The organism is Streptomyces sp. NPDC004647, from assembly GCF_040609575.1.
GTDB lineage: Bacteria > Actinomycetota > Actinomycetes > Streptomycetales > Streptomycetaceae > Streptomyces.
Window position 1 is genome coordinate 98,667 of sequence record NZ_JBEXKU010000010.1, and the last position, 25,692, is coordinate 124,358.

Annotated in this window: 21 protein-coding genes, 1 tRNA gene and 1 pseudogene; 13 read left to right on the forward strand and 10 right to left on the reverse strand. The window is 69.7% G+C overall.

What is annotated here, in order from left to right; translation table 11 throughout:
- Positions 1-229: 229 nt before the first annotated feature.
- The 6 genes from ABZW18_RS06900 to ABZW18_RS06925 all read left to right on the forward strand — a co-directional run bounded on the left by ABZW18_RS06900 (position 230) and on the right by ABZW18_RS06925 (position 8,179).
- A complete protein-coding gene (locus ABZW18_RS06900; RefSeq protein WP_356183126.1) occupies positions 230-2,596 on the forward strand; it encodes a SulP family inorganic anion transporter in 2,367 nt (788 codons plus the stop codon).
- Between the two features lie 180 nt (positions 2,597-2,776).
- Complete coding sequence (acs, locus tag ABZW18_RS06905; protein ID WP_356183128.1) at positions 2,777-4,735, forward strand: acetate--CoA ligase; 1,959 nt, start codon at positions 2,777-2,779, stop codon at positions 4,733-4,735.
- Between the two features lie 240 nt (positions 4,736-4,975).
- Complete coding sequence (nhaA, locus tag ABZW18_RS06910) at positions 4,976-6,364, forward strand: Na+/H+ antiporter NhaA (RefSeq protein WP_356183131.1); 1,389 nt, start codon at positions 4,976-4,978, stop codon at positions 6,362-6,364.
- 102 nt (positions 6,365-6,466) lie between these two features.
- Positions 6,467-6,925, forward strand: coding sequence for a phage holin family protein (locus ABZW18_RS06915; RefSeq protein ID WP_356183134.1), 459 nt, complete (start codon positions 6,467-6,469; stop codon positions 6,923-6,925).
- Complete coding sequence (locus ABZW18_RS06920) at positions 6,922-7,848, forward strand: alpha/beta hydrolase (protein ID WP_356183136.1); 927 nt, start codon at positions 6,922-6,924, stop codon at positions 7,846-7,848. The genes ABZW18_RS06915 and ABZW18_RS06920 overlap by 4 nt, the downstream gene beginning before the upstream one ends.
- Positions 7,849-7,960: 112 nt before the next feature.
- Positions 7,961-8,179 (forward strand): hypothetical protein, encoded by a 219-nt coding sequence (locus tag ABZW18_RS06925; RefSeq protein WP_356183139.1) that lies wholly within the window; start codon positions 7,961-7,963, stop codon positions 8,177-8,179.
- A 102-nt stretch (positions 8,180-8,281) separates the two neighbouring features.
- Here ABZW18_RS06925 and ABZW18_RS06930 read toward each other — a convergent pair whose 3' ends face one another.
- The 3 genes from ABZW18_RS06930 to nth form a co-directional block, all read right to left on the reverse strand.
- A complete protein-coding gene (locus ABZW18_RS06930) occupies positions 8,282-9,481 on the reverse strand; it encodes a MarP family serine protease (protein WP_356183141.1) in 1,200 nt (399 codons plus the stop codon).
- Positions 9,482-9,493: 12 nt separating this feature from the next.
- A complete protein-coding gene (locus tag ABZW18_RS06935; RefSeq protein ID WP_356183143.1) occupies positions 9,494-10,186 on the reverse strand; it encodes a CoA pyrophosphatase in 693 nt (230 codons plus the stop codon).
- A 172-nt stretch (positions 10,187-10,358) separates the two neighbouring features.
- Positions 10,359-11,180, reverse strand: coding sequence for an endonuclease III (nth, locus tag ABZW18_RS06940; RefSeq protein ID WP_356183146.1), 822 nt, complete (start codon positions 11,178-11,180; stop codon positions 10,359-10,361).
- 251 nt (positions 11,181-11,431) lie between these two features.
- On the opposite strand from nth, the gene ABZW18_RS06945 reads away from it, so the two are divergent.
- Positions 11,432-12,106, forward strand: coding sequence for a Crp/Fnr family transcriptional regulator (locus tag ABZW18_RS06945; RefSeq protein WP_356183149.1), 675 nt, complete (start codon positions 11,432-11,434; stop codon positions 12,104-12,106).
- Positions 12,107-12,286: 180 nt separating this feature from the next.
- On the opposite strand, the gene ABZW18_RS06950 is transcribed toward ABZW18_RS06945, so the two are convergent.
- The 4 genes from ABZW18_RS06950 to ABZW18_RS06965 form a co-directional block, all read right to left on the reverse strand.
- Positions 12,287-13,117: an MBL fold metallo-hydrolase gene (locus tag ABZW18_RS06950; RefSeq protein WP_356183152.1), complete on the reverse strand. Its 831-nt coding sequence runs from the start codon at positions 13,115-13,117 to the stop codon at positions 12,287-12,289.
- Entirely contained in the window at positions 13,114-14,001 is an 888-nt protein-coding gene (locus ABZW18_RS06955; protein ID WP_356183155.1) for an NUDIX hydrolase, read from the reverse strand. The genes ABZW18_RS06950 and ABZW18_RS06955 overlap by 4 nt, the downstream gene beginning before the upstream one ends.
- A gap of 124 nt (positions 14,002-14,125) precedes the next feature.
- Positions 14,126-14,593 carry a RidA family protein gene (locus ABZW18_RS06960; protein WP_356183158.1) on the reverse strand — a complete coding sequence of 156 codons (468 nt, stop codon included), beginning with the start codon at positions 14,591-14,593 and terminating at the stop codon, positions 14,126-14,128.
- Complete coding sequence (locus tag ABZW18_RS06965; RefSeq protein ID WP_019355547.1) at positions 14,590-14,751, reverse strand: DUF4177 domain-containing protein; 162 nt, start codon at positions 14,749-14,751, stop codon at positions 14,590-14,592. The genes ABZW18_RS06960 and ABZW18_RS06965 overlap by 4 nt, the downstream gene beginning before the upstream one ends.
- Before the next feature lie 72 nt (positions 14,752-14,823).
- Here ABZW18_RS06965 and ABZW18_RS06970 point away from each other — a divergent pair, with 72 nt between their 5' ends.
- Together ABZW18_RS06970 and ABZW18_RS06975 are read left to right on the forward strand one after the other, a co-directional pair.
- On the forward strand, positions 14,824-15,813 hold the full coding sequence (locus ABZW18_RS06970) for an ArsA-related P-loop ATPase (RefSeq protein ID WP_356183161.1): 990 nt from the start codon (positions 14,824-14,826) through the stop codon (positions 15,811-15,813).
- Positions 15,814-15,991: 178 nt separating this feature from the next.
- Complete coding sequence (locus tag ABZW18_RS06975) at positions 15,992-17,311, forward strand: ArsA family ATPase (RefSeq protein WP_356183164.1); 1,320 nt, start codon at positions 15,992-15,994, stop codon at positions 17,309-17,311.
- Between the two features lie 30 nt (positions 17,312-17,341).
- Here ABZW18_RS06975 and ABZW18_RS06980 read toward each other — a convergent pair whose 3' ends face one another.
- Positions 17,342-17,728 (reverse strand): WhiB family transcriptional regulator, encoded by a 387-nt coding sequence (locus ABZW18_RS06980; protein WP_356183201.1) that lies wholly within the window; start codon positions 17,726-17,728, stop codon positions 17,342-17,344.
- Positions 17,729-18,170: 442 nt separating this feature from the next.
- On the opposite strand from ABZW18_RS06980, the gene ABZW18_RS06985 reads away from it, so the two are divergent.
- Positions 18,171-20,411: a transglycosylase domain-containing protein gene (locus tag ABZW18_RS06985; RefSeq protein WP_356183167.1), complete on the forward strand. Its 2,241-nt coding sequence runs from the start codon at positions 18,171-18,173 to the stop codon at positions 20,409-20,411.
- A 221-nt stretch (positions 20,412-20,632) separates the two neighbouring features.
- On the opposite strand, the gene ABZW18_RS06990 is transcribed toward ABZW18_RS06985, so the two are convergent.
- Positions 20,633-21,097: a GatB/YqeY domain-containing protein gene (locus ABZW18_RS06990; protein ID WP_356183170.1), complete on the reverse strand. Its 465-nt coding sequence runs from the start codon at positions 21,095-21,097 to the stop codon at positions 20,633-20,635.
- Positions 21,098-21,174: 77 nt separating this feature from the next.
- On the opposite strand from ABZW18_RS06990, the gene ABZW18_RS06995 reads away from it, so the two are divergent.
- Both ABZW18_RS06995 and ABZW18_RS07000 read left to right on the forward strand, forming a co-directional pair.
- Positions 21,175-22,107, forward strand: a complete 933-nt coding sequence (locus ABZW18_RS06995; RefSeq protein ID WP_356183173.1) for a metallophosphoesterase — start codon at positions 21,175-21,177, stop codon at positions 22,105-22,107.
- Between the two features lie 75 nt (positions 22,108-22,182).
- Positions 22,183-22,256: transfer RNA gene (locus ABZW18_RS07000), tRNA-Pro, on the forward strand.
- Between the two features lie 120 nt (positions 22,257-22,376).
- On the opposite strand, the pseudogene ABZW18_RS07005 reads toward ABZW18_RS07000, so the two are convergent.
- Positions 22,377-25,063 (reverse strand): annotated as a pseudogene (locus tag ABZW18_RS07005) (DUF3987 domain-containing protein).
- Between the two features lie 254 nt (positions 25,064-25,317).
- Here ABZW18_RS07005 and ABZW18_RS07010 point away from each other — a divergent pair.
- Positions 25,318-25,692 (forward strand): NAD(P)-binding domain-containing protein (locus tag ABZW18_RS07010; RefSeq protein ID WP_356183176.1); only part of this gene is annotated, 375 nt, incomplete at its 3' end.

Below are 25,692 nucleotides of genomic sequence, written 5' to 3' on the forward strand. Positions count from 1 at the left end.
AAGCTGTAAAACATACAAATTCACTCGATAGATGTAATCAATGCCCATTTGGCCTAGAAAATCTCGTCTTGTTCTTTACCTTGCATTACGATTCGTTTACCGACAGTTGAGGATCGCCAGGGCAGCCACCACCGTGCCGAAGCCGGGCGATCCGCCATCCCGCCGCTGTACGCCGTGACCCACGGCCGCGCTTGACCGCGACCGCGCCGCCCCGGAGGAGACGGGAACCATGTCTGCATGTACGCCCACGCGCATCGACCGCCCCTCTCGTGCCTATCGATTCGCCCGAGCAAAACGGATTGACCGGATTCCGCAGGATCCGAATCCTCCCCCGGGCCACCGCCGTTCCCCCGGGGGCTTCCGCATCCGGCCCGCCGATCTCTCAGCGTCGATCACGGTCTTCCTGATCGCGGTCCCGATGTCCCTCGGACTCGCCGTCGCCATCGATGCCCCACTGCAGGCCGGTCTCGTCGCCGCGGCGGTCGGCGGCATTCTCGGGGGGCTGCTGGGCGGCACCCCGCTCCAAGTCAGCGGCCCGTCAGCCGGCCTGACCGTCGTCACCGCCGAACTGATCCAGGTCTACGGCTGGCGCACCACCTGTGCGATCACGATTTGTGCGGGTCTCCTCCAACTCGTCCTCGGCACTCTGCAGGTGGCGCGCAGCGCGCTGGCCGTGAGCCCGGCCATCGTGCACGGCACCCTGGCCGGGATCGGTGTCGCCCTCGCTCTGGGCCAGCTCCATGTCGTTCTCGGTGGCGAGCCGCAGAGCAGGGCGATCGACAACGCCCGTGCGCTACCCGGACAATTGGCCGATCTCAGCCCCGCGGCGCCTGCCATCGGGATACTCACCGTCGCCGTCCTGGTGCTGTGGCCGCGCCTTCCGGGGCGTACGGGCCATGCGCTGCGCCATGTGCCCGCGGCGCTCGCCTCGGTGGCCCTGGCAACCGGCGTTGCGGCAGTGGCCGCACCGGGGCTGAGCCATGTCGATCTGCCCTCCTGGCGGGCGCACATCCTGCCGGAGCCGCCCCACGGCGCGCTGCTGGGACTGGCAGCCGCGGTGCTCACGGTGATGCTCGTGGCAAGCCTCGAGTCGCTGCTGTCCGCCGTTGCCGTGGACAAGCTCACCGCCGACCGCCCGGGCCCCGCCGTGCCCCGCTCCGACCTCGACCGGGAGCTGCGCGGCCAGGGCATCGCCAATGCCGTGTCCGGTCTGCTCGGCGGGCTGCCGGTCTCCGGTGGCGCGGTGCGCAGTTCGGCCAACGTACGTGCGGGGGCCGTGAGCCGCGGCTCCAACGTGCTGCACGGCGTGTGGGTGCTGCTGGCGGCCGGGCTGCTGGTACCGGCACTGGAGTTCATCCCGCTGGCCGCGCTCGCGGCGCTGGTGATGGTGGTCGGCGTGCAAATGGTCAGCTTCGCCCATATCCGCAACGTGCACATGCACCGGGAGTTCCCGGTCTACGCGGCGACGGTCGCGGGCGTGCTGCTGATGGGGGTGCTGGAAGGTGTGGTGGCCGGGATCGCGGTCGCCGTGGCACTGGCTCTGCACCGGCTGGCGCATACCCGCATCACACTCGGAGAGGGCCCGGACGGTGCCCATCGGGTGCAGGTCCGGGGCCAGTTGACGTTCCTCGCGGTGCCACGGTTGAGCCGTTCCCTGGGGCAGGTACCGGACGGATCCACCGTGGTGGTGGAGCTGGACGGTTCCTTCATGGACCACGCGGCGTACGAGACGTTGCAGCACTGGCAGGATGCGCACACCGCTCTCGGCGGCACGGTCACGGTCTGCGGACGGGCCGGACAGCGCATCGCCGAGCCTCCTTCCCCGCACGGCTGCCGACCCTGGACGCCCTGGCGCAACCACACCTGCACTCTTGCGCAGTCCCCCGGACGGCCGAAGGTCGGCAGCGGCCAACTGGCGAGCGGCCTGAGCGCATTCCAGCGGAACACCGCGCCGCTGGTGCGTGAGGAACTGGCCCGACTCGCCCGTGAGGGTCAGCGCCCCTCGCAGCTGTTCCTGACCTGTGCTGACTCCCGGCTGGTCACCAGCATGATCACCTCAAGCGGTCCGGGTGACCTGTTCACCGTACGGAATGTGGGCAACCTGGTGCCGCTGCCGGGTGCCGAGACCACGGACGACTCGGTGGCCGCCGCGATCGAGTACGCCGTGGACGTGCTGAAGGTCAGCAGCATCACGGTGTGCGGGCACTCCGGCTGCGGTGCGATGCAGGCACTGCTGGGTTCGTCGCCGGGCGGGCCGCCGACTCCGCTGATGCGCTGGTTGCGGCACGGCCTGCCCAGCCTGGAGCGGATGAGGGGCCTGCAGGGCGCGGGCGGCCATCCCCCTGACGGAGTCCGGTGGAGGATCGCCGGCCGGCCCGTCGAAGACGATGTCGAGCAGCTCTGCCTGACCAATGTGGTGCAGCAGTTGCAGCATCTGGCGGCCCATGAGGCCGTGGCGCGCCGGGTGGCCGAAGGATCCCTGGAGCTGCACGGCATGTACTTCCATGTCGGGGAGGCCCAGGCCTATCTCCTCGACGAGGGTGAGGAGGTCTTCGCACGGGTGAGCCCGACGGCCGACGAGCAAAGCCTGGCCTGAGGCCGCGATCCGGTGCGGGCCGGTGAACCGGGCCGCACCGGGGTAGGTGACACCAGCCGGGCCAGGCACCTCGGCGCCACACAGGTCTAAACCAATTCCCGGAAGGCCCTTGTCACCTGGCCGGGGGACTGATGAGCTATGGCCTGGGACATATAGGCCACCCTGGGAATGGGAGATGCCGTGAGCAACGAAAGCCTGGCCAATCTGCTGAAGGAGGAGCGGAGGTTCGCGCCGCCTGCCGGCCTGGCCGCCGACGCCAACGTCACGGCGGAGGCGTATGAGCAGGCCAAGGCTGATCGGTTGGGCTTCTGGGCCGAGCAGGCCCGTCGGCTGACCTGGGCCACCGAACCCTCCGAGACCCTCGACTGGACCAATCCGCCGTTCGCCAAGTGGTTCGCCGACGGCAAGCTCAACGTCGCGTACAACTGCGTGGACCGGCACGTCGAGAACGGCCTCGGCGACCGGGTGGCCCTGCACTTCGAGGGGGAGCCCGGCGACGCCCGCTCCCTCACCTACGCCGAGCTCCAGCGCGAGGTCTCCAAAGCCGCCAACGCCCTCACCGAGCTGGGTGTCGAGGCCGGTGACCGGGTCGCCGTCTACATGCCGATGATCCCGGAGACGGTCGTCGCGATGCTGGCCTGCGCCCGCATCGGCGCCCCGCACTCGGTCGTCTTCGGCGGTTTCTCCGCCGACGCGCTCGCCACCCGCATCCATGACGCCGACGCCCGCGTCGTCATCACCGCCGACGGCGGCTACCGGCGCGGCAAGCCCTCCGCGCTCAAGCCGGCCGTCGACGAGGCGCTGGGCAAGGCCGGCACGGAGAACGTCCGCAGCGTCCTCGTCGTCCGCCGTACGGGCCAGGACACGGCCTGGACTTCGGGCCGCGACGTGTGGTGGCACGAACTGGTGGACCGCCAGCCGGACCAGCACACCCCGGAGGCGTTCGACGCCGAGCACCCGCTCTTCATCCTCTACACCTCCGGCACGACCGGGAAGCCCAAGGGCATCCTGCACACCACCGGTGGCTACCTCACCCAGGTGTCGTACACCCACAACGCGGTGTTCGACCTCAAGCCGGAGTCGGACGTCTACTGGTGCACCGCCGATGTCGGCTGGGTCACCGGTCACTCGTACATCGTCTACGGGCCGCTCTCCAACGGCGGAACCGAGGTGCTCTATGAGGGCACTCCCGACACCCCGCACCAGGGCCGCTGGTGGGAGATCGTGCAGAAGTACGGCGTCACGGTCCTCTACACGGCGCCGACCGCGATCCGTGCCTGCATGAAGTGGGGTGACGACATCCCCGCCAAGTTCGACCTGTCCTCGCTCCGCATCCTGGGCTCGGTGGGTGAGCCGATCAACCCCGAGGCCTGGATCTGGTATCGCAAGAACATCGGCGCAGACCGCACGCCCGTCGTCGACACCTGGTGGCAGACCGAGACCGGCGGCATCATGATCAGCCCGCTGCCGGGGGTCACCGAGACGAAGCCGGGCTCGGCCCAGCGCGCTCTCCCCGGCATCTCCGCGACCGTGGTCGACGACGACGCGATCGAGGTGCCGGACGGCGCCGGCGGCTATCTGGTCCTCACCGAGCCGTGGCCCGCGATGCTCCGCACCATCTGGGGCGACGACCAGCGCTACCTCGACACCTACTGGTCGCGCTTCGAGGGCCGCTACTTCGCGGGTGACGGCGCCAAGAAGGACGACGACGGCGACATCTGGCTGCTCGGCCGGGTCGACGACGTGATGCTGGTGTCCGGCCACAACATCTCGACCACCGAGGTCGAGTCGGCGCTGGTCTCCCATCCGAAGGTCGCCGAGGCCGCGGTTGTCGGCGCCACCGACCCGCAGACCACCCAGGCCATCTGTGCCTTCGTCATCCTGCGTGGCACCGCCTCCGAGGATGAAGGACTGGTCGAGGAGTTGCGGTCGCACGTCGCCAAGGCGCTCGGCCCGATCGCCAAGCCCCGGCGGATCCTGCCGGTGGCCGAGCTGCCCAAGACCCGCTCCGGCAAGATCATGCGTCGGCTGCTGCGCGATGTCGCCGAAAACCGGGCGCTCGGTGACGTCACCACGCTCACGGACTCGTCCGTGATGGAGCTCATCCAGAACAAGCTGCCGGGCGCCTCAGAGGACTGAGCGGAACGGCCCTGGCGCTTCGCGCCCTGCACACACCTACGGGGTGCTCGGTTACGACCGGGCGCCCCGTAGGCACGTAAAGTGAGGCCCGGGCAGCCCTTCGCGCCGCCGGGTAAATGATCGTTTGCGTTTGTCGATATCGCGACAAAAGATTCAGGGTGCGCCGGGACGTCTGGTCGGCACGTGCTTCAGCCGTACGACGGGAGCCTTCTGTGCCGAACCCGACCGGAGGTCGTATCCGTGGCCGCGCCCAACCACCGTAAATTTCTTGGACGCCTGTCGCTCCCGGAGCGGACGTTCCTGACGGATGCGCTGCGCACCGAGACCGTCGGTGGCGTCCTCCTGCTGGTCGCCGCGATCGCCGCGCTCATCCTGGCGAACACCCCCCTCAGCGACTTCTACGAGGACGTCAGGGACTTCCGTGCGGGGCCCGGATCACTGCATCTGAACCTCTCGGTCGCCTCGTGGGCCAAGGATGGCCTGCTCACCATCTTCTTCTTCGTCGCAGGCATCGAACTCAAGCGCGAACTGGTCGCGGGCGAATTGCGCGACCCCAGGGCCGCGGCCCTCCCGGTCGTCGCTGCGGCCTGCGGGATGGCGGTCCCGGCCCTCTTCTATGTGATCGTGAACGCGGGCGGCGACGGCAGCATGAGCGGCTGGGCGGTGCCGACCGCCACCGACATCGCCTTCGCGCTCGCCGTCCTGGCGGTCATCGGCACCTCCCTGCCGTCCGCGCTGCGCGCCTTCCTGCTCACCCTCGCCGTCGTCGACGATCTCTTCGCGATCCTGATCATCGCGGTCTTCTTCACCACCGAGATCGACTTCTTGGCGCTGGGCCTCTCCCTCGTGGGTCTCGTCCTCTTCTGGTTCCTGCACCACAAGGACGTACGGGGCTGGTACCTCTTTGTCCCGCTCGCCGCGGTGATCTGGGCCTTGATGCACGCCAGCGGGGTGCACGCCACCGTCGCCGGCGTCGCCATGGGCCTGATGCTGCGCTGCACGGTCCGGGAGGGCGAGAAGCACTCCCCCGCGGAACGCATCGAGCACCTCGTACGGCCCCTCTCGGCCGGCCTCGCGGTGCCACTGTTCGCCCTCTTCGCGGCCGGTGTGGCGGTATCCGGGAAGTCCATCGGCGATGTCTTCACCACACCCGAACCGCTGGGAGTGGTCCTCGGCCTCGTCCTCGGCAAGACCATCGGCGTGTTCGGCGGCTCGTGGCTCGCCGCCCGCTTCACCAGAGCCGAGCTCAACGAGGATCTCGCCTGGGCGGACGTGTTCGCGGTCGCCTCGCTCGCCGGCATCGGCTTCACCGTCTCGCTCCTCATCGGCGAACTCGCCTTCCCCGACGACCCGCTGCTCACCGGCGAGGTCAAAGCGGCCGTACTGATCGGCTCGCTGATCGCGGCGGTCGTCGCGAGCACGCTGCTCAAGATGCGCGACGTCAAGTACCGGAGGCTGTGCGCGGAGGAGGACCGCGACGAGGACGAGGACGGCATCCCCGACATCTACGAGCTGGACAAGCCGGAGTACCACCTGCGGATGGCCGCCATCCACGAGGCGAAGGCCGCCGAGCACCGACGGCTTGCCGAAGTGGCCGCCGGAAGCGCGGGAGACGACAGTCCGGCATGATCTGAGGGCAACCGGCCGGTAATCGGTGAGAAGTCCGGGCAGGTACCCGGCGGGAGTTACTCCAGCAGCAGGCAATCCGGCAGAAGAGAAGAGGGATGAGCGATGAGTGCAGTCGAGCAGGACGGCGACCGCAGCCTCGGTCAGTTGGTGGCAGAGGCGACGGCCGAGATGTCCGCCCTGGTGCACGATGAGATCGCCCTGGCCAAGGCGGAGCTCCGCCAGGACGTCAAGCGGGCGGGCATCGGCGGCGGTGCGATCACGGCGGCCGGGATCCTGGCGCTGTTCGCCCTGCCGGTGCTGAGCTTCGCCGCCGCGTACGGCATCCACAACCTCGGGCTCGGCCTGGCCTGGTCCTTCCTGATCGTGGGTGGCGCCCATCTGCTGGTCGCCGCGGTGCTCGGGCTCTTCGCCATGGCCAAGTTCAAGAAGGTGAAGCCGCCGCAGCGGAGCATCGCCTCGGCCAAAGAGACGGCTGCCGTACTGCAGAACGTCAAGCCGCATCCGCGCCCGGCGGCCGATGTGCTCCCGGTCGGCGTGACTGTGACACGCTCATCCGTATGACCGCTCCCGACACCAACGCCTCGGTCGTACGCCTCGACGGGCCCTGGACGCACCGGGACGTCGCCGCCAACGGCGCCCGGTTCCATATCGCGGAGGCCGGCGACGGCCCGCTGGTACTGCTGCTGCACGGCTTCCCGCAGTTCTGGTGGACCTGGCGGCACCAGCTGACCGCGCTCGCCGACGCGGGCTTCCGCGCGGTCGCCATGGACCTGCGCGGTGTCGGCGGCAGCGACCGTACGCCCCGCGGCTACGACCCGGCCAACCTCGCCCTCGACGTGACCGGAGTGATCCGCTCGCTCGGCGAGCCGGACGCCGCGCTCGTCGGCCACGACCTGGGCGGATATCTGGCCTGGACCGCCGCCGTAATGCGGCCGAAGCTGGTCCGGCGGCTCGCGGTCTCCTCGATGCCGCACCCTCGGCGCTGGCGCTCGGCGATGATCGGCGACGCCAAGCAGAGCACGGCGGGCAGCCACATCTGGAGCCTCCAGCGGCCATGGATCCCCGAGCGGCGGCTGGTCGCGGACGACGCGGCGCTGGTGGGGCGGCTGATCAGGGAGTGGTCCGGGCCCCGGCTTCCGGAGGACGAGGCCGTGGAGACCTACCAGCGGGCGATGCGCATCCCCTCGACGGCGCACTGCTCGATCGAGCCGTACCGGTGGATGATGCGGTCCATCGCCCGGCCGGACGGGATCCAGTTCAACCGCCGGATGAAGCGGCCCGTACAGGTTCCGACGCTGCATCTGCACGGCTCGCTCGACCCGGTGATGCGGACCCGGAGCGCGGCGGGCTCGGGGCAGTACGTGGAGGCGCCCTACCGCTGGCGGCTGTTCGACGGTCTCGGCCACTTCCCCCACGAGGAGGACCCGGTCGCCTTCTCGACCGAACTGGTCAACTGGCTCCGCGACCCTGAACCGGACCGCTGACCTCCGCGCTTCTCGCATGTACTTCCGACAAACGGCCAATTGCCCGAAGCATAGGCCAATTGGCGGGTCCGGAGGCGGTTACCGACCTTGGGGCACGGGCACGCTTCCCGGTATGGGTTGGACGCACGACTCCCGTAACGCCGGGGGTCCGGGGACTTCTCCCCGGGACAACGCAGTTCGTAGCAGCCGCGCCGCCGCGCGAAGCACTCCGCAGGGGGTGGTAGTCGCGGGGCATCCAGGGCGGATCGCCGATATTCAGTTGGGCATTCCACGTATTCTCCGCCGCCGCGCCCGCTGGGTGTCGGCGCGGCTTCGCCATCCACGCGGCTGAGCGCGCCGGCGCCTGTCCGGCGCCGGTGGCGCCGTAGGGGTCAGTGCAGGGCATCCGGTCGGGGCATCAGATCGGGCCTGTCCAGACAGCACGCAGGCGCCTCTAGAGTGCGCAGCCCTCGCTGTCCACCGACCGGGTGGCCGTACGGCCCCTGATGATGTCCTCGCGCACCTCGTCCGTCGTGAGGGCGTATCCGGTGTCCGGGTCGTCCAGTGACTTGGCGAAGACCACGCCGTACACCCGGCCGTCCGGGGTGAGCAGCGGGCCGCCGGAGTTGCCCTGCCGCACGGTCGCGTAGAGGGAGTAGACATCACGGCGGACCGTGCCGCGGTGGTATATGTCCGGGCCGCTGGCTCGGATACGGCCTCGGACGCGCGCCGCCCGTACGTCGAACGCACCGTTCTCCGGGAAGCCCGCGACGATCGCGCCGTCGCCGGTGCCCGCGTCGCGCTCGGTGAAGTCGAGCACCGGCGCCCGCAGCGAGGGGACGTCGAGGACGGCGATGTCGCGCTCCCAGTCGTAGAGGACGACGCGGGCGTCGTAGAGCCTTCCCTCGCCGCCGATCTGCACGGTCGGCTCGTCGACACCGCCGACGACGTGCGCATTCGTCATCACGCGGTTCGGTGAGAAGACGAATCCGGTGCCCTCCAGGACCTTGCCGCAGCTGCGGGCGGTGCCGACGACCTTGACGATGCTGCGCTGCGCACGGGTGGCGACCGGGCTGCTGGCGAGCTTGGGGTCGGGCGCGGGAACGGAGGTGATCGGTTCGCTGGAGAAGGGGCTGAACACCTGCGGGAAGCCGTTCTGGGCCAGCACGGAACTGAAGTCCGCGAACCAGGCGTTCGTGGACGGCGGGACCACCTGCGAGACGCCGAGCAGCACCTTGGAGTTACGGACCTCCTTGCCGAGCGTCGGCAGGGAGGTTCCGGCAAGTGCGGAGCCGATCAGCCAGGCGACCAGCAGCATCGCGACGACGTTGACCAGCGCGCCTCCGGTCGCGTCCAGCGCGCGGGCCGGTGACCAGATGATGTGCCGGCGCAGCTTGTTGCCCAGGTGCGTGGTGAAGGCCTGGCCGACCGAGGCACAGATGATCACGATGACCACCGCGGCCACCGCCGCGCCCGTTCCCGGGGTGGCGTCGTCGGTGACCTGGTTCCAGATCACGGGCAGCAGATAGACCGCGACGAGGCCGCCGCCGAGGAAGCCGATGACCGACAGGATGCCGACAACGAAGCCTTGTCGGTAGCCGATGATCGCGAACCACACGGCGGCGAGCAGCAACATGATGTCCAGCGCATTCACCGGGACACCGTCTCATGCACGCCAGTCGAGCGGGACTTGCTTTGTGCGGTCCCATGCTTCTTCCCAGCCCGCGAAGTGCAGAATCCGGTCGATCACACCGGCCGTGAACCCCCAGACCAGGGCATCCCGGACGAGGAACGCCGGACCGCGGTGGCCGCTCGGATGGGTGGTGGTGGCGCGGTTGGCCGGATCCGTGAGATCGGACACGGGAACGGTGAACACCCGGGCCGTCTCCCCCGGGTCGACCGGGGACACCGGGCTGGGGCTCCGCCACCAGCCGAGCACGGGCGCCACGACGAATCCGCTCACGGGGATGTAGAGGCTCGGCAGCACACCGAAGACCTGAACGCCGGAGGGGTCGAGTCCGGTCTCCTCCCTGGCCTCGCGCAACGCGGCTCGCACCGGCCCGACGGTTTTGGGATCACCGTCCTCCGGGTCGAGCGCCCCGCCGGGAAAGCACGGCTGCCCGGCATGCGACCGCAGACTGCCGGCCCGCTCCATCAGCAGCAGCTCCGGCCCGTCGTCGCCCTCGCCGAAGAGGATCAGCACGGCGGACGGACGTCCGCCGGACTCCGGCGGCAGGAAGCGGCTCAGCTGCTGCGGCTCCACGGTCTCCGCCGCCCGGACCACCGGCAGCAGCCACTGGGGCAGCCCGTCCGCGCTGACCACGGTTCCGTCGCCGCAGGCCTCCCGCGCGCGCGTCATAGGCGGCCTTCTGCGCACCGGGGCGCGCCCGCGGCGGCGTCCCGGTCGTCCACGGCCCCGTCCGGGCCGGCGTACGTCCCGCTCCGGCCCGCTGAGGGCGCCCGAAGGCGGCCGACAGACGGGGGCCACGGCGCCCGGTCCGGCTCACGGTCCGGGCTCGCCCCCGCGGCGCTCACTCCGCCCCCAGCGGCGGAGCCGGCTTGCCCGGGTAGTCCGGCGGGGGCTTCAGCCGCTGGCCCGGGGCGCCGCCCAGCTCGTACTTCAGCAGCTTCTTGGCCTTCTCCGGGTCGGTCTCGCCCTCGCCGTACGCGGGGCAGAGGGGCGCGATCGCGCAGGCGCCGCAGGCGGGCTTGCGGGAGTGGCAGACCCTGCGGCCATGGAAGACGACCCGGTGCGAGAGCATCGTCCACTCGCTCTTCGGGAACAGCTCGGCGACCTCGGCCTCGACCTTCTCCGGGTCCTCCTGCTCGGTCCACTTCCAGCGCCGGACCAGGCGTCCGAAGTGCGTGTCGACGGTGATGCCGGGGACCCCGAAGGCATTGCCGAGCACCACGTTCGCCGTCTTGCGGCCCACACCGGGCAGGGTGACCAGGTCCTCGAGACGGCCCGGCACCTCGCCGCCGAACCGGTCGCGCAGCGCGGTGGACAGCCCGATCAGCGATTTGGCCTTGGCCCGGAAGAAGCCGGTGGGGCGGATGATCTGCTCCAGCTCCTCCGGGTTGGCCGCGGCCATGTCCTCCGGCGCCGGATACACGGCGAAAAGGTCGGGGGTGGTCTGGTTGACCCGCAGATCGGTCGTCTGGGCGGAGAGGACCGTCGCGACGAGCAGCTGGAACGGGTTCTCGAAGTCCAGCTCGGGGTGGGCGTACGGGTAGACCTCCGACAGCTCACGGTTGATGCGGCGGGCCCGGCGGACGAGCGCGAGCCGTGACTCCGGTTTGGTTTTTGTACTTTTTGCGGTTTTACTCTTCTTGGCGGGCTCGCGTTCGCCCACAGCGGAATTCTGAGCCCGGCTCACCCTTCCGGCCCCCTTGCCCTGTGCTCTCACCGGCGTATTGGACACTCGGCCAGCCTAAGGCCCGGCACCGACATCCGCCCCGGCCGCCGGTGAACAGGAGCCCAATCGGACCCCTGCCGTATGGCTTCGGGCAGGGATAGGCCACACTTGTGTTTGATCACACAGTTTTACCGTCCGGCATTATGGGGGAGCACGGTCCCCTGACCATGTCGACAAGGAGAGATCTCGTGGACGACGTTCTGCGGCGCGCCCCGCTCTTCGCGGCGCTCGATGAGGAGCAGGCCGCCGAGCTGCGCGCCTCAATGAGCGAGGCCACCCTCGCCCGGGGCGAGGCCCTGTTCCACGAAGGGGACCCCGGCGACCGCCTCTACGTGGTCACCGAGGGCAAGGTGAAGCTCCACCGCACCTCCCCGGACGGCCGGGAGAACATGCTGGCGGTCCTCGGCCCCGGTGAGCTCATCGGTGAGCTCTCCCTCTTCGACCCCGGCCCGCGTACGGCCACCGCCAGCGCCCTCACCGAGGTCAAGCTGCTCGGCCTCGGACACGGCGACCTCCAGCCCTGGCTGAATGCCCGGCCCGAGGTGGCGACCGCGCTGCTGCGCGCCGTGGCCCGCAGGCTGCGCCGTACCAATGACTCGATGTCCGACCTGGTCTTCTCCGATGTGCCCGGCCGCGTGGCGAAGGCTCTTCTGGACCTCTCCCGGCGCTTCGGTGTCCAGTCGGAGGAAGGCATCCATGTCGTCCACGACCTGACCCAGGAGGAGCTGGCCCAGCTGGTCGGCGCTTCCCGCGAGACGGTGAACAAGGCTCTCGCGGACTTCGCGGGCCGTGGCTGGCTGCGCCTGGAGGCGCGGGCCGTGATCCTGCTGGACGTCGAGCGGCTGGCCAAGCGCTCGCGCTGACGCACGGGCGTCCAACGGGACCGCACGACAGCTTCGAGGGGCTCTGCCGGACGGCAGGGCCCCTCGCTCGTCCCCGTCGCCCGGACGCGCATGGCGAGGCGCACCCCGGCCCTACGGCGTACGTGCGTGGCCCGGGGCCCGACGATCAGCCCGAGGCCGTCCGATCCAGCCTGGGGCCCGTCAGATCAGCCCGTGCTCCGCCAGATAGTCCAGCTGCGCCCGCACCGACAGCTCCGCCGCCGGCCAGAGCGAGCGGTCCACGTCCCCGTAGACCTGCGCCACGACCTCGGGCGCCGTGCGGTAGCCGTTCTCGACGGCCGTCTCCACCTGGGCCAGCCGGCTCGCACGGTGGGCGAGGTAGAACTCGATGACGCCGCGGGCGTCGTTCAGCACCGGGCCGTGGCCCGGCAGGACCGCGTTCACACCGTCATCCACCGTCAGCGACCGCAGCCGCCGCAGGGAGTCGAGGTAGTCCCCGAGCCGCCCGTCCGGGTGGGCTACCACCGTTGTGCCGCGGCCGAGCACGGTGTCGCCCGTCAGGACCGCCGCGTCGGCCGGCAGGTGGAAGGAGAGCGAGTCGGCGGTGTGCCCGGGGGTCGGGACGACCCGCAGCTCCAGACCGCCCGTGGTGATCACATCCCCCGCGCCCAGCCCCTCGTCACCGAGCCGCAGCGCCGGGTCCAGAGCCCGTACGTTTGTACGGGTCAGTTCCGCGAAGCGGGCCGCCCCCTCCGCATGGTCGGGGTGGCCGTGGGTCAGGAGTGTCAGGGCGATCCGCTTGCCCGCCCGCTCTGCCGCGGCGACGACCCCGGTCAGATGGGACTCGTCCAGCGGGCCCGGGTCGATCACCACCGCCACGTCCGAGTCCGGCTCGGAGACGATCCAGGTGTTGGTCCCGTCCAGCGTCATCGGTGAGGGGTTCGGCGCCAGGACGCACACGGCCCGCGCCGTGGCCGGACCCTCGATGGCACCGCCGCGCGGCTGACCGGGCAGAGAGGCTGCGTACGTCATCCCACGGCTCCGCCCGACGATCCCGTGCCGGGGGAGACGTGCTGGGTGAACTCGTCATGTCCCGGCCAGCTCAGTACGATCTTGCCGTCCCGCAGCTCGGCCCGCGCCAGTACAGGCGCCAGATCACGCTCCCCCGCGGCGGCCAGCGCCTCGGCGGCCGAGCCGTACGACTGCAGCTCCCGCAGCGTGGAGATGGTCGGAGGCATCATCAGCAACTCGCCCCGGTCGTACCCCGCGGCCGCGTCCTCGGGTCGGATCCAGACCGTACGATCCGCTTCCGTGGAGGCGTTACGGGTCCGCTGGCCCTGCGGCAGCGCGGCCACGAAGAACCAGGTGTCGTAGCGCCGGGGCTCGAACTCGGGGGTGATCCAGCGCGCCCAGCCGCCCAGCAGATCGCTGCGCAGCAGCAGCCCGCGCCGGGCGAGGAAGTCGGCGAAGGACAGGTCGCGGGTGACCAGCGCGGCCCGGTCCGCCTCCCAGTCCTCCCCCGTGGTGTCCTCGACCACCGTGTCCGCCGAGGACCCGGCCAGCAGTACTCCCGCTTCCTCGAAGGTCTCGCGCACCGCCGCGCAGACGATGGCCTGGGCCGCCGCCTCGTCGGTGCCGAGCCGGGCGGCCCACTCGGGCAGCGACGGCCCCGCCCAGCCGACCGGCCGCTCGTCGCGCGGGTCCACGGAGCCGCCCGGATACGCGTACGCACCCCCGGCGAAGGCCATGGAGGCGCGTCGGCGCAGCATGTGTACGCGGGTCCCGGACTCGGTGTCGCGGAGCAGCAGCACGGTGGCGGCCCGTCGCGGGGCCACCGCCGTCAGCTCGCCGCTCGTGAGTGCCCGGATCCGGTCCGGCCACTCCGGCGGGTACCACTGGCCATTGGTAGGGGACATGGCCGGATGCTATGCGCTTCCGCGGGGATGTTCGAGAGGCCCCCGGTCTCTGCCTCGATCCCCCGTCGCCTGCTCCCGGGAACAGCAGCCCGGCAGGCGGTGCTCAGCGGTGCTCGGCCACCGCTCAGGCGTCCGCGATCTCGACCTGGATCTCGACCTCGACCGGTGCGTCCAGCGGCAGGACCGCGACGCCCACCGCGCTCCGCGCGTGCACGCCCTTGTCGCCCAGCACCTTGCCCAGCAGCTCACTCGCTCCGTTGAGGACGCCCGGCTGCCCGGTGAAGTCCGAAGCGGAGGCGACGAAGCCGACGACCCTCACGACCCGAGCGATCTTGTCCAGGTCACCGACGACCGACTTCACCGCGGCCAGCGCGTTCAGCGCGCAGGTACGCGCCAGCTCCTTGGCCTCGTCGGCCGTCACCTCGGCGCCGACCTTGCCGGTCACCGCCAGCTTGCCCTCGATCAGCGGCAGCTGGCCGGCGGTGTAGACGTACGGCCCGGTGCGGACGGCCGGAACGTACGAGGCGAGCGGCGCCGCGACCGCCGGCAGCGTCAGCCCCAGCGAGGCGAGCTGCTCCTCGACGGCACTCACGCCTGCTTCTCCCGCTTGAGGTAGGCCACCAGCTGCTCCGGGTTGTTGGGACCCGGCACGACCTGGACGAGCTCCCAGCCGTCCTCGCCCCAGGTGTCGAGGATCTGCTTGGTTGCGTGGACGAGCAGCGGCACGGTCGAGTATTCCCACTTGGTCATGGTGCCGACTGTAACTCCTGCGACCGACAGCCTTGTGCGTAGCCCGCCCCCGGACTGGTTAGGCTCCAAATCATGAGCAGGCTTCATGTGGTCAGTGGCAAGGGCGGCACCGGCAAGACCACGGTCGCCGCCGCCCTCGCACTCGCCCTCGCGACCGAGGGCCGGCGCACCTTGCTGGTCGAGGTCGAGGGCCGGCAGGGCATCGCGCAGCTCTTCGGGAACGAGGCACTGCCGTACGAGGAGCGGAAGATCGCGGCCGCTCCACGCGGTGGGGAGGTGCACGCTCTCGCCATCGATGCCGAACGCGCCCTGCTCGACTACCTCCAGATGTTCTACAAGCTGGGCTCCGCGGGCCGCGCGCTGAAGAAGCTCGGTGCGATCGACTTCGCGACGACCATCGCCCCCGGCCTGCGGGACGTCCTGCTGACCGGCAAGGCGTGCGAAGCGGTGCGCCGCAAGGGCAAGGACGGCAGGTTCGCCTACGACTCCGTGGTCATGGACGCCCCGCCCACCGGCCGGATCACCCGCTTCCTCAATGTCAACGACGAGGTGGCCGGGCTGGCCCGGATCGGCCCGATACACAATCAGGCGCAGGCCGTCATGCGGGTCCTGAAGTCCCCCGAGACGGCGGTCCACATGGTGACGCTGCTGGAGGAGATGCCGGTCCAGGAGACCGCGGACGGTGTCGCCGAGCTGCGTGCCGCGGGCCTGCCGGTGGGCGGGATCGTCATCAACATGGTGCGGCCGCGGATCCTGGACGAGGACGCCGTACGGGCCGCCGGGGGTAACCGCCGTACCGACGTGGCCAAGGCGCTCTCGCAGGCAGGGCTCGGCGGCGCGCGGCGCGGCGGGCTCGCCGAGCGGCTCGTCGACCCACTGCTGGAACAGGCTCGCGAGCACGCCGAGCGGCTGCGGCTGGAGCGCGAGCAGCGCAACGAGATCGCCGATCTCGGGCTGCCGACATACGAGTTGGAGTTCCTCGGGGACGGCGCGGACCTCTCCGGTCTGTACCGGCTGGCCGCGGACCTGCGGAAGCAGGGCGTGGTGGAGGAGGGATCGTGAGCGGCCTCGCGGGGCCACGGGGAGGACGGGCGGGGCCACCCGCGAGGAGCCGGATCCGTACGGCACTGCGGGACGACCCGCGCGGCGGCGGGGTGCGGAGCAGGGAACGGCCGGGCGGCCGGGAAACGCCCATCAACACCCTGAAACCCGAACACTTCAGGACGAGCGAGGCGACCACATGACTCTGGACACGGCTCCCTGGCTGGAAGCCGATCCGCTGCTCGACGACCCGCAGACGCGCATCATCGTGTGCTGCGGATCAGGCGGCGTGGGCAAGACGACGACCGCCGCAGCACTGGGCGTACGGGCCGCCGAGCGCGGCCGTAAGGTCGTCGTCCTCACGATCGACCCGGCCCGGCGGCTGGCCCAGTCGATGGGCATCGCCTCGCTCGACAACACCCCGCGCCGGGTCGAGGGCGTCGACGGTGCGGCGGGCGGCGAACTGCACGCCATGATGCTCGACATGAAGCGGACCTTCGACGAGATCGTCGAAGGTCACGCCGATGCCGAGCGGTCCCGCGCGATCCTGGAGAACCCCTTTTACCAGTCGCTTTCGGCCGGTTTCGCGGGCACGCAGGAGTACATGGCCATGGAAAAGCTCGGCCAGTTGCGGGCGCGCGACGACTGGGACCTGATCATCGTCGACACCCCGCCGAGCCGGTCCGCGCTGGACTTCCTGGACGCGCCGAAGCGGCTCGGGTCGTTCCTGGACGGGAAGTTCATCAAGATGCTGATGGCGCCGGCGAAGATCGGCGGCCGGGCTGGGATGAAGTTCCTCAATGTCGGCATGTCGATGATGACGGGCACGCTCAACAAGCTGATGGGCGCACAGCTGCTACGCGACGTACAGACCTTCGTGGCCGCGATGGACAGCATGTTCGGCGGCTTCCGCACCCGGGCCGACGCCACGTACCGGCTGCTGCAGGCCCCGGGGACGGCGTTCTTGGTGGTGGCGGCACCGGAGCGGGACGCGCTGCGCGAGGCCGCCTACTTCGTCGATCGGCTGGCCGCCGAGGACATGCCGCTGGCCGGGCTCGTACTGAACCGGGTGCACGGCAGCGGCGCGGCGCGGCTCAGTGCGGAGCGGGCGCTCGCCGCCGCAGAAAATCTTGACGAGAGCCGCATTGTGGATCGCGACGGCGGGCAGGCTGGCTCTCGTACGCCCGACAGCCCCGATTCCAGCTCCGCTTCCGGTGCCGGTGCCGGCCTCGACAGTGGCTCCCCCGCAGTCGAGCGCAAATCCGCACTCACAGGCGCCGTGGACCCGTACAGCGAACCCGAACAAGCCGAAGCGCTCGCCGCCGGGCTGCTCCGGCTCCATGTCGAACGCATGCAGGTGATAGCCCGCGAAGAGCGCATGCGTGATCGCTTCACGGCGCTGCACCCGGAGGTGCCCGTGGCCGAAGTGGCCGCGCTGCCCGGCGATGTGCACGACCTCGCAGGACTTCGAGCCATCGGGGAGCGGCTCGCGGCCGGTTGTCCGGCCGGAGCTGCCTAGACCGCCCCGGGTCGTCGCCGACCGGGCCGGCTAGCCCGCTGCCGCGTAGTCCTCCTCGTCGATCTCCAGGGGCAGAATGCCCGCGCTCCGCTCGTACTCGGTGCGCGCGGTCTCCAGCAGCCTGCGCCACGAGGTGACCGTGGGACGGCGGCGCAGCAGCGCCCGGCGCTCCCGCTCCGTCATTCCCCCCCACACACCGAACTCGACGCGGTTGTCGAGGGCGTCCGCCAGGCACTCGGTACGCACCGGGCAGCCGGTGCACACCGCCTTGGCCCGGTTCTGGGCCGCCCCCTGGACGAAAAGCTCGTCCGGATCAGTCGTGCGGCACGCCGCCAGCGTGCTCCAGTCGGTAACCCAGCTGCTCATGCTGGTGCCGTCCTCTCCCGAATCGAGGCTCCCCCACGGCGGCAGCGGCATATTCACCGTTGCCAGTTGAGGACGTTACGGAAGGCAGGCAGGGCGCAACACCCCCTGCGGGCCCAATCTTGGATGGCCCGAACGGACTATGCGTACGCGGCAGATCACCCAACGGAGTGAGGTGAGGGCATTCACGACGTTCCCGACACATCGGGAGGGTTGCGTGATGCCACAGCGGACGTCAGATGACACAAGGCGTTAATCCGGGCAAAACTCCACACCGGGGGGAGGGGAGGAGGTGTCTGCGGATGCGCATCGCCGTAACTGTTGGGAACAGCTTAGGCCAAGGGATGTACGCCTGTCCGGCGAATGAGAACCTGGACGGTCCGGCTCGTGGAAGGCCGAGGTGGCCGCTCGGACAGGCCGCCGGCCTGTGCCGGGCTCCCGAGTCGAGGGCGGACCGTGCCGTGGCCCCGGCCGGGGGACGGTCTAGGCTGCCTCCATGGCTAAGAAGGCTTCGGGCGGCGGTCTGACCACAACGCAGCAGGCAGCCAAGTTCCTCGGCGTCAGCGTGCTCTCAGGAGCCGTGCTGGCGGGCATCGCACTGCCCGCCGCCGGAGCGCTCGGGCTCACGGCCAAGGGGTCGGTGGAGGGGTTCGACGAGATCCCGGCCAACCTCAAGCGGCCGCCGCTCAGCCAGAAGACCACGATCCTCGACACCGAGGGCGGCCGGATCGCGTCCGTCTTCTCGCGCGACCGCACCGTCGTCGACCTCAAGGACATCTCGCCGTACATGCGGAAGGCGATCGTCGCGATCGAGGACGCCCGCTTCTACGAGCACGGCGCGATCGACCTCAAGGGCATTCTGCGGGCGATGAACAAGAACGCGCAGAACGGGGGGGTCTCCCAGGGCGCCTCGACCCTCACCCAGCAGTACGTGAAGAACGTCTTCGTCGAGGAGGCGGGTGACGACCCGGACAAGGTCGCGCAGGCCACCCAGCAGACGATCGGCCGCAAGATCAAGGAACTGAAGTACGCGATCCAGGTGGAGGAGGAACTCGGGAAGCGGAAGATCCTCGAGAACTACCTCAACATCACCTTCTTCGGGCAGCAGGCGTACGGCGTCGAGGCCGCTGCCCAGCGCTACTTCAGCACCTCCGCCAAGGACCTGAAGCTGGAGCAGGCCGCGCTGCTCGCCGGGATCGTCCAGTCGCCCAGCCGCTACGACCCCGCCAACGACGAGCACGAGGCCACCAAGCGCCGCAACTCCGTGTTGCAGCGCATGGCCGACCTCGGAGATGTCCCGCAGGCGCGGGCCGACGCGGCGAAGGAGAAGCCGCTCGGCCTGGACATGAGCAAACCCAGGAACGGCTGCATCACCGCCACCAGCGGCTCCGGATTCTTCTGCGACTACGTCAGGGAGGTCTTCCTCCAGGACCCGGTCTTCGGCAAGACCAGGAAGGAGCGGTCCAAGCGCTGGAACCAGGGCGGCCTGACCATCCGTACGACCCTTGAGCCGCAGGCGCAGAAGTCGGTACAGGACTCCATCAGCACCCACGTCAAACAGAGCGACAAGGTCGCCACCGCCGTATCGCTCATCGAGCCGGGCACCGGCAGGATCAGGGGCATGGGGCAGAGCCGGCCCTACGGGTTCGGTGACCACGAGACACAGATCAATCTGTCGGTGGAGAAGAAGATGGGCGGCTCGAACTACGGCTTCCAGGTCGGGTCGACCTTCAAGCCCTTCACGGCCGCGGCTGCCGTGGACCAGGGACTGCCGACGTCCAAGAGCTACCCGGCCCCGTACAAGATGGAGTATCCGAGCCCCGTCCAGACCTGCAACGGCACCTGGGTCAACGACGAAGGGTCCACGGTCAGCAACGAGCTGCGGTCCGAGTCCGGTCCGTACGCGCTGAAGGAGGCGACCGCGAAGTCGGTCAACACCTACTTCGTGCAGATGATCAGCGACATCGGCGTCTGCCCGGTGACCGATCTGGCGCGGAGTATGGGCGTCCGGATGGGCAATGGCGAGAAGCTGCCCCAGGTGCCCTCGGTGACCCTCGGCAGTGCCACGATCTCGCCGCTGACGATGGCGAACGCGTACGCCACCTTCGCCAACCGCGGCGAGTACTGCACCCCGGTCGCCATCGACTCGGTCGAGGACGCGGAGGGCAGGAAGCTCGAGGTGCCGAAGACCCGCTGCAAGAAGGTGATGTCGGAGAAGACCGCCAGCACCATGAACACCCTGCTGCGCGGTGTGGTCGAGGACGGTACCGGCAAGCAGGCGGGGCTCTCCGGGCGGGACAGCGCGGGCAAGACCGGTACGACGGACAACAGGGTCGCCGCCTGGTTCGTCGGCTACACGCCCAACCTCGCGGGCGCGGTGTGGGTCGGCAGCCCGACCACGAAGGTGCCGATGGAGAACATCAGCATCGGCGGCCGGTACTACCCCAAGGTCTTCGGTGGCGGTGTTCCCGGGCCCATCTGGCGCGACGCGATGGGCGGCGCGCTCCAGGGGAAGCCCGCTCCCGGCCTGCCGACGGTGCCCATCGCGGACCCGCGCAAGGAACGGCCCGACAAGGACAAGGGCGGACACGACCGCGGGGACGGGGACAGCGGCGCTGACGGAGGAACCCCCTGGCCCGACATCTCCATCCCGCCGAACCTCATCGGCGGCGCTGACGGGGGCTGGGACGGGGGCTTCGACAACAACGGCGGAGGACGGGGCGGCCGGAAGCCTTAGGAGCCCGGCCGGGCAGGCGTGACAGACCTGTGCGTGCAGTGCGGAGGGGCCCGGACCATGCGTGTGGTCCGGGCCCCTCCGCACTGCTGGCAGCGGCCGCTCCGCACGGCTCGTGGCAAGCGTCTCGTACGGCTTGTGGCAAGCGTCTCGTACGGCTCGTGGCGAGCGTTTCCTAGGCTTTCCAGCGGCCGCTTCGTACTACGGCTCCGCCCCGCGGCCCGTCAGCCGGCGAGCAGGCGCTTGACCTCGGCGGCCACCCGGCCGCCCTCGGCCCGCCCCGCGACCTTAGGGTTCACGATCTTCATGACCGCCCCCATCGCCCGGGGCCCCTCGGCGCCGCCGGCCGACGCCTCCTGCACGGCGTCAGCGACAATCGCGCCCAGCTCCTCGTCCGACAGCTGCTTCGGCAGATACTCGGCGAGCACCTCGCCCTCGGCCCGCTCCCGCTCCGCCTGCTCCGCCCGGCCGCCCTGCGCGAACGCCTCCGCCGCCTCCCGGCGCTTCTTCGCCTCGCGGGTGATCACCTTCTGCACCTCGTCATCGGAGAGCTCGCGAGCGGTCTTGCCCGCGACCTCCTCGTTGGTGATCGCGGAGAGGGTGAGCCGGAGGGTGGAGGAGCGCAGCTCGTCGCGCGCCTTGATGGCGGCGGTGAGATCGTCCTTGAGCTTGGACTTGAGCGTGGTCATGCGGTCGAGTCTGCCAGGAGGCGGTATGCGGCGCCCACCGCATTCCCCGGCGCCGGACGCGTGCAACGATGGGATGCATGCGCGCGCGATACGCAGTACCCCTGGGAATCACGGCAGTCGGCGCGGCCGGTATCGGCTACGCCGCCGGCTTCGAAGTCCGCTCCTTCCGGCTCCGTCGGGTCACCGTGCCCGTGCTGCCGCGGGGGATGCGGCCGCTGCGGGTGCTCCAGGTCGCGGACATCCACATGGTCACCGGGCAGCGCAAGAAGAAGCGCTGGCTGCAGTCGCTGGCCGGGCTGCGCCCCGACTTCGTCGTCAACACGGGTGACAACCTCTCCGACAAGGAGGGCGTCCCGGAGGTCCTGGACGCGCTCGGCCCGCTGATGGAGTTCCCCGGGGCGTATGTCTTCGGCTCGAACGACTACTACGCGCCGAAGCTGCGCAACCCCGGGCGCTACCTCCTGGAGAAGGCCTGCGGCCAGCACGGTCTGAACGGCAAGTACGACCCCGCGATCGGTGTGGAGCGCAACCCGTGGGAGGGCATGCGGGACGCCTTCGACGCGGCAGGCTGGGTCGGCCTGAGCAACAGCCGCGGCCGTCTCAAGCTCGACTGCGGCCTCGAGATCGCCCTCACCGGCCTCGACGACCCGCACATCAAGCGGGATCGGTACGCGCGGGTCGCGGGCGGCCCCGAGGAAGGCGCCGACCTGTCGCTGGGCCTCGTCCATGCCCCGTATCTACGGGTTCTCGACGCCTTCACCGCCGACCGCTACCCGCTGATCCTCGCCGGGCACACCCACGGCGGCCAGCTCTGTGTCCCCTTCTACGGTGCGCTGGTCACCAACTGCGACCTCGACACCGGGCGGGTGAAGGGGCTGTCGACGTACAGCGCGCAGGGCCAGACCTCCTTCCTCCACGTCTCAGCAGGCTGCGGCACGAACCGCTACACCCCGCTCCGCTTCGCCTGCCCCCCGGAGGCGACGCTGCTGACGCTGACGGCGTGCGACTGAGCTCCTCACCTGGGCAGGCCTGATAACCGGATTTCGCCTGCGGGGGAGGGTCCGCTAGAGTAGTCCTCGTTGCTTCGGGGTGTAGCGCAGCTTGGCAGCGCGCTTCGTTCGGGACGAAGAGGTCGTGGGTTCAAATCCCGCCACCCCGACTGAAGAAACAACAGGTCAGGCCCGGTCTTCTTCATCGGAGACCGGGCCTGATGTGTTTTTCTGAGTGCCTGGGGAGTACCTGGGGAGTGGATCAAGGAAATCCACTCCCCAGAGTTCGCCTACCGAAGTGCTCTCAGACGCTCCTGCAAGAGGTCGTTGAGCACGGCCACCGGAGACGTGGGACACATCGCCAGCCGAGCGTCGAGTGCTATCTCCCACTCGGCGGTGAGGTTCGCCCTCAGCTCCTCGCGCATCTGCCGAGTGATGTGCGAGTACCGCGCCTGCACCGATCCGTCGATGTGCCCCATGCGCTCATCCATGAGCTTCGGCGGAGTGCGGAACCCCTCCATCCGCGTCTTGGCCGTGTGACGCAGCCCGTGAGGCGTCAGCCCCTTCGCGATTGGCACCCAGCATGCGTCTGCCCGCGCATGTGCCACTCTCCCCCGTGCCGGGACACCGGGTCATGAGGCGGCCAGCACGGGCACGGGCCGTGCCTCTTGCGGCGCCTTCTTCGGATACCAGCCCGTCGCAGCGGGCTGAAACAACCAGGTCGCGAATCCAGTCCGGCGCCAGTGCGCAGCGGTCTCCCCCGATGAGCCGTCGCGGGCATAGCCGAGTTCCTCAATGGCGCTCTCGACTCTGATGCGCGTCGGCTCCGCGACGGAGGCCGGCCGGTTCAGCACGTTCGAGACCGTTCCCGTGGAGACGCCAGCGCGGCGGGCGACGTCGACCAGCTTCGCGCCCACTTGCCGGGCCGCGCCGTTGGCCAGGCCGAGGCCACGGAACACGTGCGTGAGTCCGTGACACTGGCAGGGCTTCGGCTTGGTCCGCGTGATCTGACCAGCGACCAGGCCGGACAGCCACGCAGGGGTGTCAACGGTCCGGTACGAGTCGTCCTTGGGCGGGCAGCGATGCAACTCACCCGTGTCCAGCTCGTAGAGCTGCCATTCCACCCGCACCGACGCGGGGCGTACAAACTCGGTCTCCAAGCCGACGATTTCACCCAGCGCATACCGGTGTAGCCCTTCAGGACCGTCGCAACGAACTCGTCGTCGCGGCCGGACAGCAGCGAGGTCCGCTCGGCAACGAGCAGGATGCCGAGGGCGTCGGTCACCACCTTTTCGGGGCCTCGGTTTCGAGAGCGCCCGGCGCGCTTGCCCCGGCCCCGCCGCTTGGTTGCGGGGTTGACAACCCGGAGTCCCTCATCCACGGCAGCAGCCAGGATGAGATGCAGCGTGCCGCGCCAGGTCTTCACGCTGGACGCTGCGTAGAGCGCCCTCTCCTTCTTCTCCCAGGCACCGATGTCCGTGGACTGGATGTCGGCGATGGCTTTCGCCTCGAACTCGGGGAGGAGGTGCTCCTCGATGTGCCGCTTGTAGTTCTGCATGGTGGACGCAGCCAGGTCCTGCGCCTCGTACCAGCGGTTCACGTACTCGCCGAAGGTCTCCTTCCCGGCGTTCGGGTCGCGCCAGCCAACCTGCCTGACCTTGGCTTCATGGTCGTTCGCAGCTTTCGCGGCCTCGCGCTCAGCCGTCGGGTCCGCTCCCATGACATCGAAGACCCCGAGGGCGTGAGCGGTGAAGTACTCCCCCAGCGTGATCGCCGCGCGCATGGTGGCCTCGGTGACCGGCTTGGTGTGCCCGCAATCGAGGTGCTCTGCCAGATGCAGCAGAGCAGCAATGCGGGCTACGGCCCCGGCGAGCTTCCCGGCCCAGTTGGCGATGTGCCCCAGCGCGCCGCCCCGGGCTGCGAGCTGTGGTTCCACCCGCTGCTGATAGGCAATCAGGGCCTTGTCCGCTTCGGGGCTGAGCTGGATGACTGCGGGGTCAGTCCACTCGGCAAGCCAGAGGGTGAGCGCGAGGATGTTGCGCTCGTAGACGGCTGCGCTCTCTTCGGGGATCGCGTCGGTGATGACCTCTCGCTCCCCGACCAGGGACCGGGGCATGGAGTACAGGAAGCGGGCCAGTAGGCCCCGCCCGTCGAATCCTTTGACCTTGGCGATGTCCCGCAGAACGTCCGGCTGCACGGCCAGTCCGATGGTCAGCGCCGGGTGGTCGATGTACTCGCGGCGGGTCTGTCGGTTGACCCGCAACCGGTCTCCGGCATGCCCTTTGAGGAACACCTCCATGTTCGGGGCACCGGAGTAGCGTCCGGCGATGATGTCGAAGATGCCGCCCTCGGCCGACATGACCGCGAGCCGCCCGCCTTGCTCTGCGATGAGCGAGGTGACTGTCTCGGAGGTGGAGTCGTCCGCGAGTAGCAGCGGTTCGACCGGTACGGACACCGATTCGGGTCTGCGCCAGCCCGATGGCCTCGGCTACGAGTTCTTCGCGCTTGCCGCCGTCGGCGTTCACGGCCTTGGCTGCGGCCTTGTCGGCTGCCTCCTTGGCCAGCCGTGCGGTCATCGCCGCTTCCACGATCGCCGGGGCCATGGTCGTCTTGAGCTGCTTCTCCGCTTCGTACAGCGGATCGGTCAGCAGCGCGAACACCGCGGACTTGCGGTTGGCCGGGGGCAGCGCGCACACCACGTAGAGGTTGGTGGGCTCACGCCAGTTGCCCGCACGTGGACGACCGCGCGCCCGCCGGCCGCTGCCGCCAGAACGGACAGCGCGATGGAGGCGGGCAGGTCGATCGGTGTCTGGGTCTCTTCCGCGACCGCCGTCACGAACTGCGCCAGCCAGCCGGGGAGGACGTGTGCGGGGAAGGCCGGCAGTTCGCGCCGCCCATTCAGCGGGATCGGCTCCTCCCATGCGGGCTCGGTGGGCTGAGGCTCCGCGCGAGCGCAGTTGGAGCCTTCCCTATCCACTGGGTGAAGGTTCTCCTTTGGTGCCCTCTCGACGTCACAGAGGCGCGCTGCAAGGGGCGCGGAGACAAGGACGTGGATGCGCGGCTCAAGGTCTGGAATGAGACCCGACAAGACCTCTTGGACCATGCGAACGAGCCGTGGACTCTCGTCATCGAGACGCAGCATCTCGCTCCCGCAGAGACAGCGCGCGCAATCCATGAAGCCGTCACGACCGGAGCGGTTGCCGAGGTACGCGATATCCGAAAGCTGGTCGGATGACGACACTCGGCATCCTCCACCCGGGAAGCATGGGTGCAGCCGTCGCCGCTCAGGCCAAGCGCACGGGGGCAGAGGTTCTTTGGTGCCCTGAAGGACGCAGCGAAGCGAGCAAGGAGAGGGCGCTACGGTACGGCCTCACGGCAGTGCGCGACCTTTCAGAGATGTCCCAGCGGTGCGATGTCATCCTCAGCCTCTGCCCGCCGGCCAACGCAGAGGAAGTAGCAACAACGGTTGCCGCGGAATCCTTCTCAGGACTCTACGTCGATGGGAACGCCATCTCTCCTGCGCGCATAGCGCGAATCAGCGCCATCATGCTGCCAACAGGCGCGGCCGTGGTAGATGGCTCGGTCATCGGTTCCCCACCCTCGGAG

Excerpts from the sequence above, each read along its gene's own strand:
- ABZW18_RS06900 (WP_356183126.1), top strand. The coding sequence starts at position 230 with ATGTCTGCATGTACGCCCACGCGCATCGACCGCCCCTCTCGTGCCTAT.
- ABZW18_RS06915 (WP_356183134.1), top strand. The coding sequence starts at position 6,467 with ATGAGTGCAGTCGAGCAGGACGGCGACCGCAGCCTCGGTCAGTTGGTG.
- ABZW18_RS06920 (WP_356183136.1), top strand. The coding sequence starts at position 6,922 with ATGACCGCTCCCGACACCAACGCCTCGGTCGTACGCCTCGACGGGCCC.
- ABZW18_RS06925 (WP_356183139.1), top strand. The coding sequence starts at position 7,961 with ATGGGTTGGACGCACGACTCCCGTAACGCCGGGGGTCCGGGGACTTCT.
- ABZW18_RS06935 (WP_356183143.1), bottom strand. The coding sequence starts at position 10,186 with ATGACGCGCGCGCGGGAGGCCTGCGGCGACGGAACCGTGGTCAGCGCG.
- ABZW18_RS06950 (WP_356183152.1), bottom strand. The coding sequence starts at position 13,117 with ATGACGTACGCAGCCTCTCTGCCCGGTCAGCCGCGCGGCGGTGCCATC.
- ABZW18_RS06955 (WP_356183155.1), bottom strand. The coding sequence starts at position 14,001 with ATGTCCCCTACCAATGGCCAGTGGTACCCGCCGGAGTGGCCGGACCGG.
- ABZW18_RS06965 (WP_019355547.1), bottom strand. The coding sequence starts at position 14,751 with ATGACCAAGTGGGAATACTCGACCGTGCCGCTGCTCGTCCACGCAACC.
- ABZW18_RS06970 (WP_356183161.1), top strand. The coding sequence starts at position 14,824 with ATGAGCAGGCTTCATGTGGTCAGTGGCAAGGGCGGCACCGGCAAGACC.
- ABZW18_RS06975 (WP_356183164.1), top strand. The coding sequence starts at position 15,992 with ATGACTCTGGACACGGCTCCCTGGCTGGAAGCCGATCCGCTGCTCGAC.
- ABZW18_RS06980 (WP_356183201.1), bottom strand. The coding sequence starts at position 17,728 with ATGCCGCTGCCGCCGTGGGGGAGCCTCGATTCGGGAGAGGACGGCACC.
- ABZW18_RS06985 (WP_356183167.1), top strand. The coding sequence starts at position 18,171 with ATGGCTAAGAAGGCTTCGGGCGGCGGTCTGACCACAACGCAGCAGGCA.
- ABZW18_RS06990 (WP_356183170.1), bottom strand. The coding sequence starts at position 21,097 with ATGACCACGCTCAAGTCCAAGCTCAAGGACGATCTCACCGCCGCCATC.
- ABZW18_RS06995 (WP_356183173.1), top strand. The coding sequence starts at position 21,175 with ATGCGCGCGCGATACGCAGTACCCCTGGGAATCACGGCAGTCGGCGCG.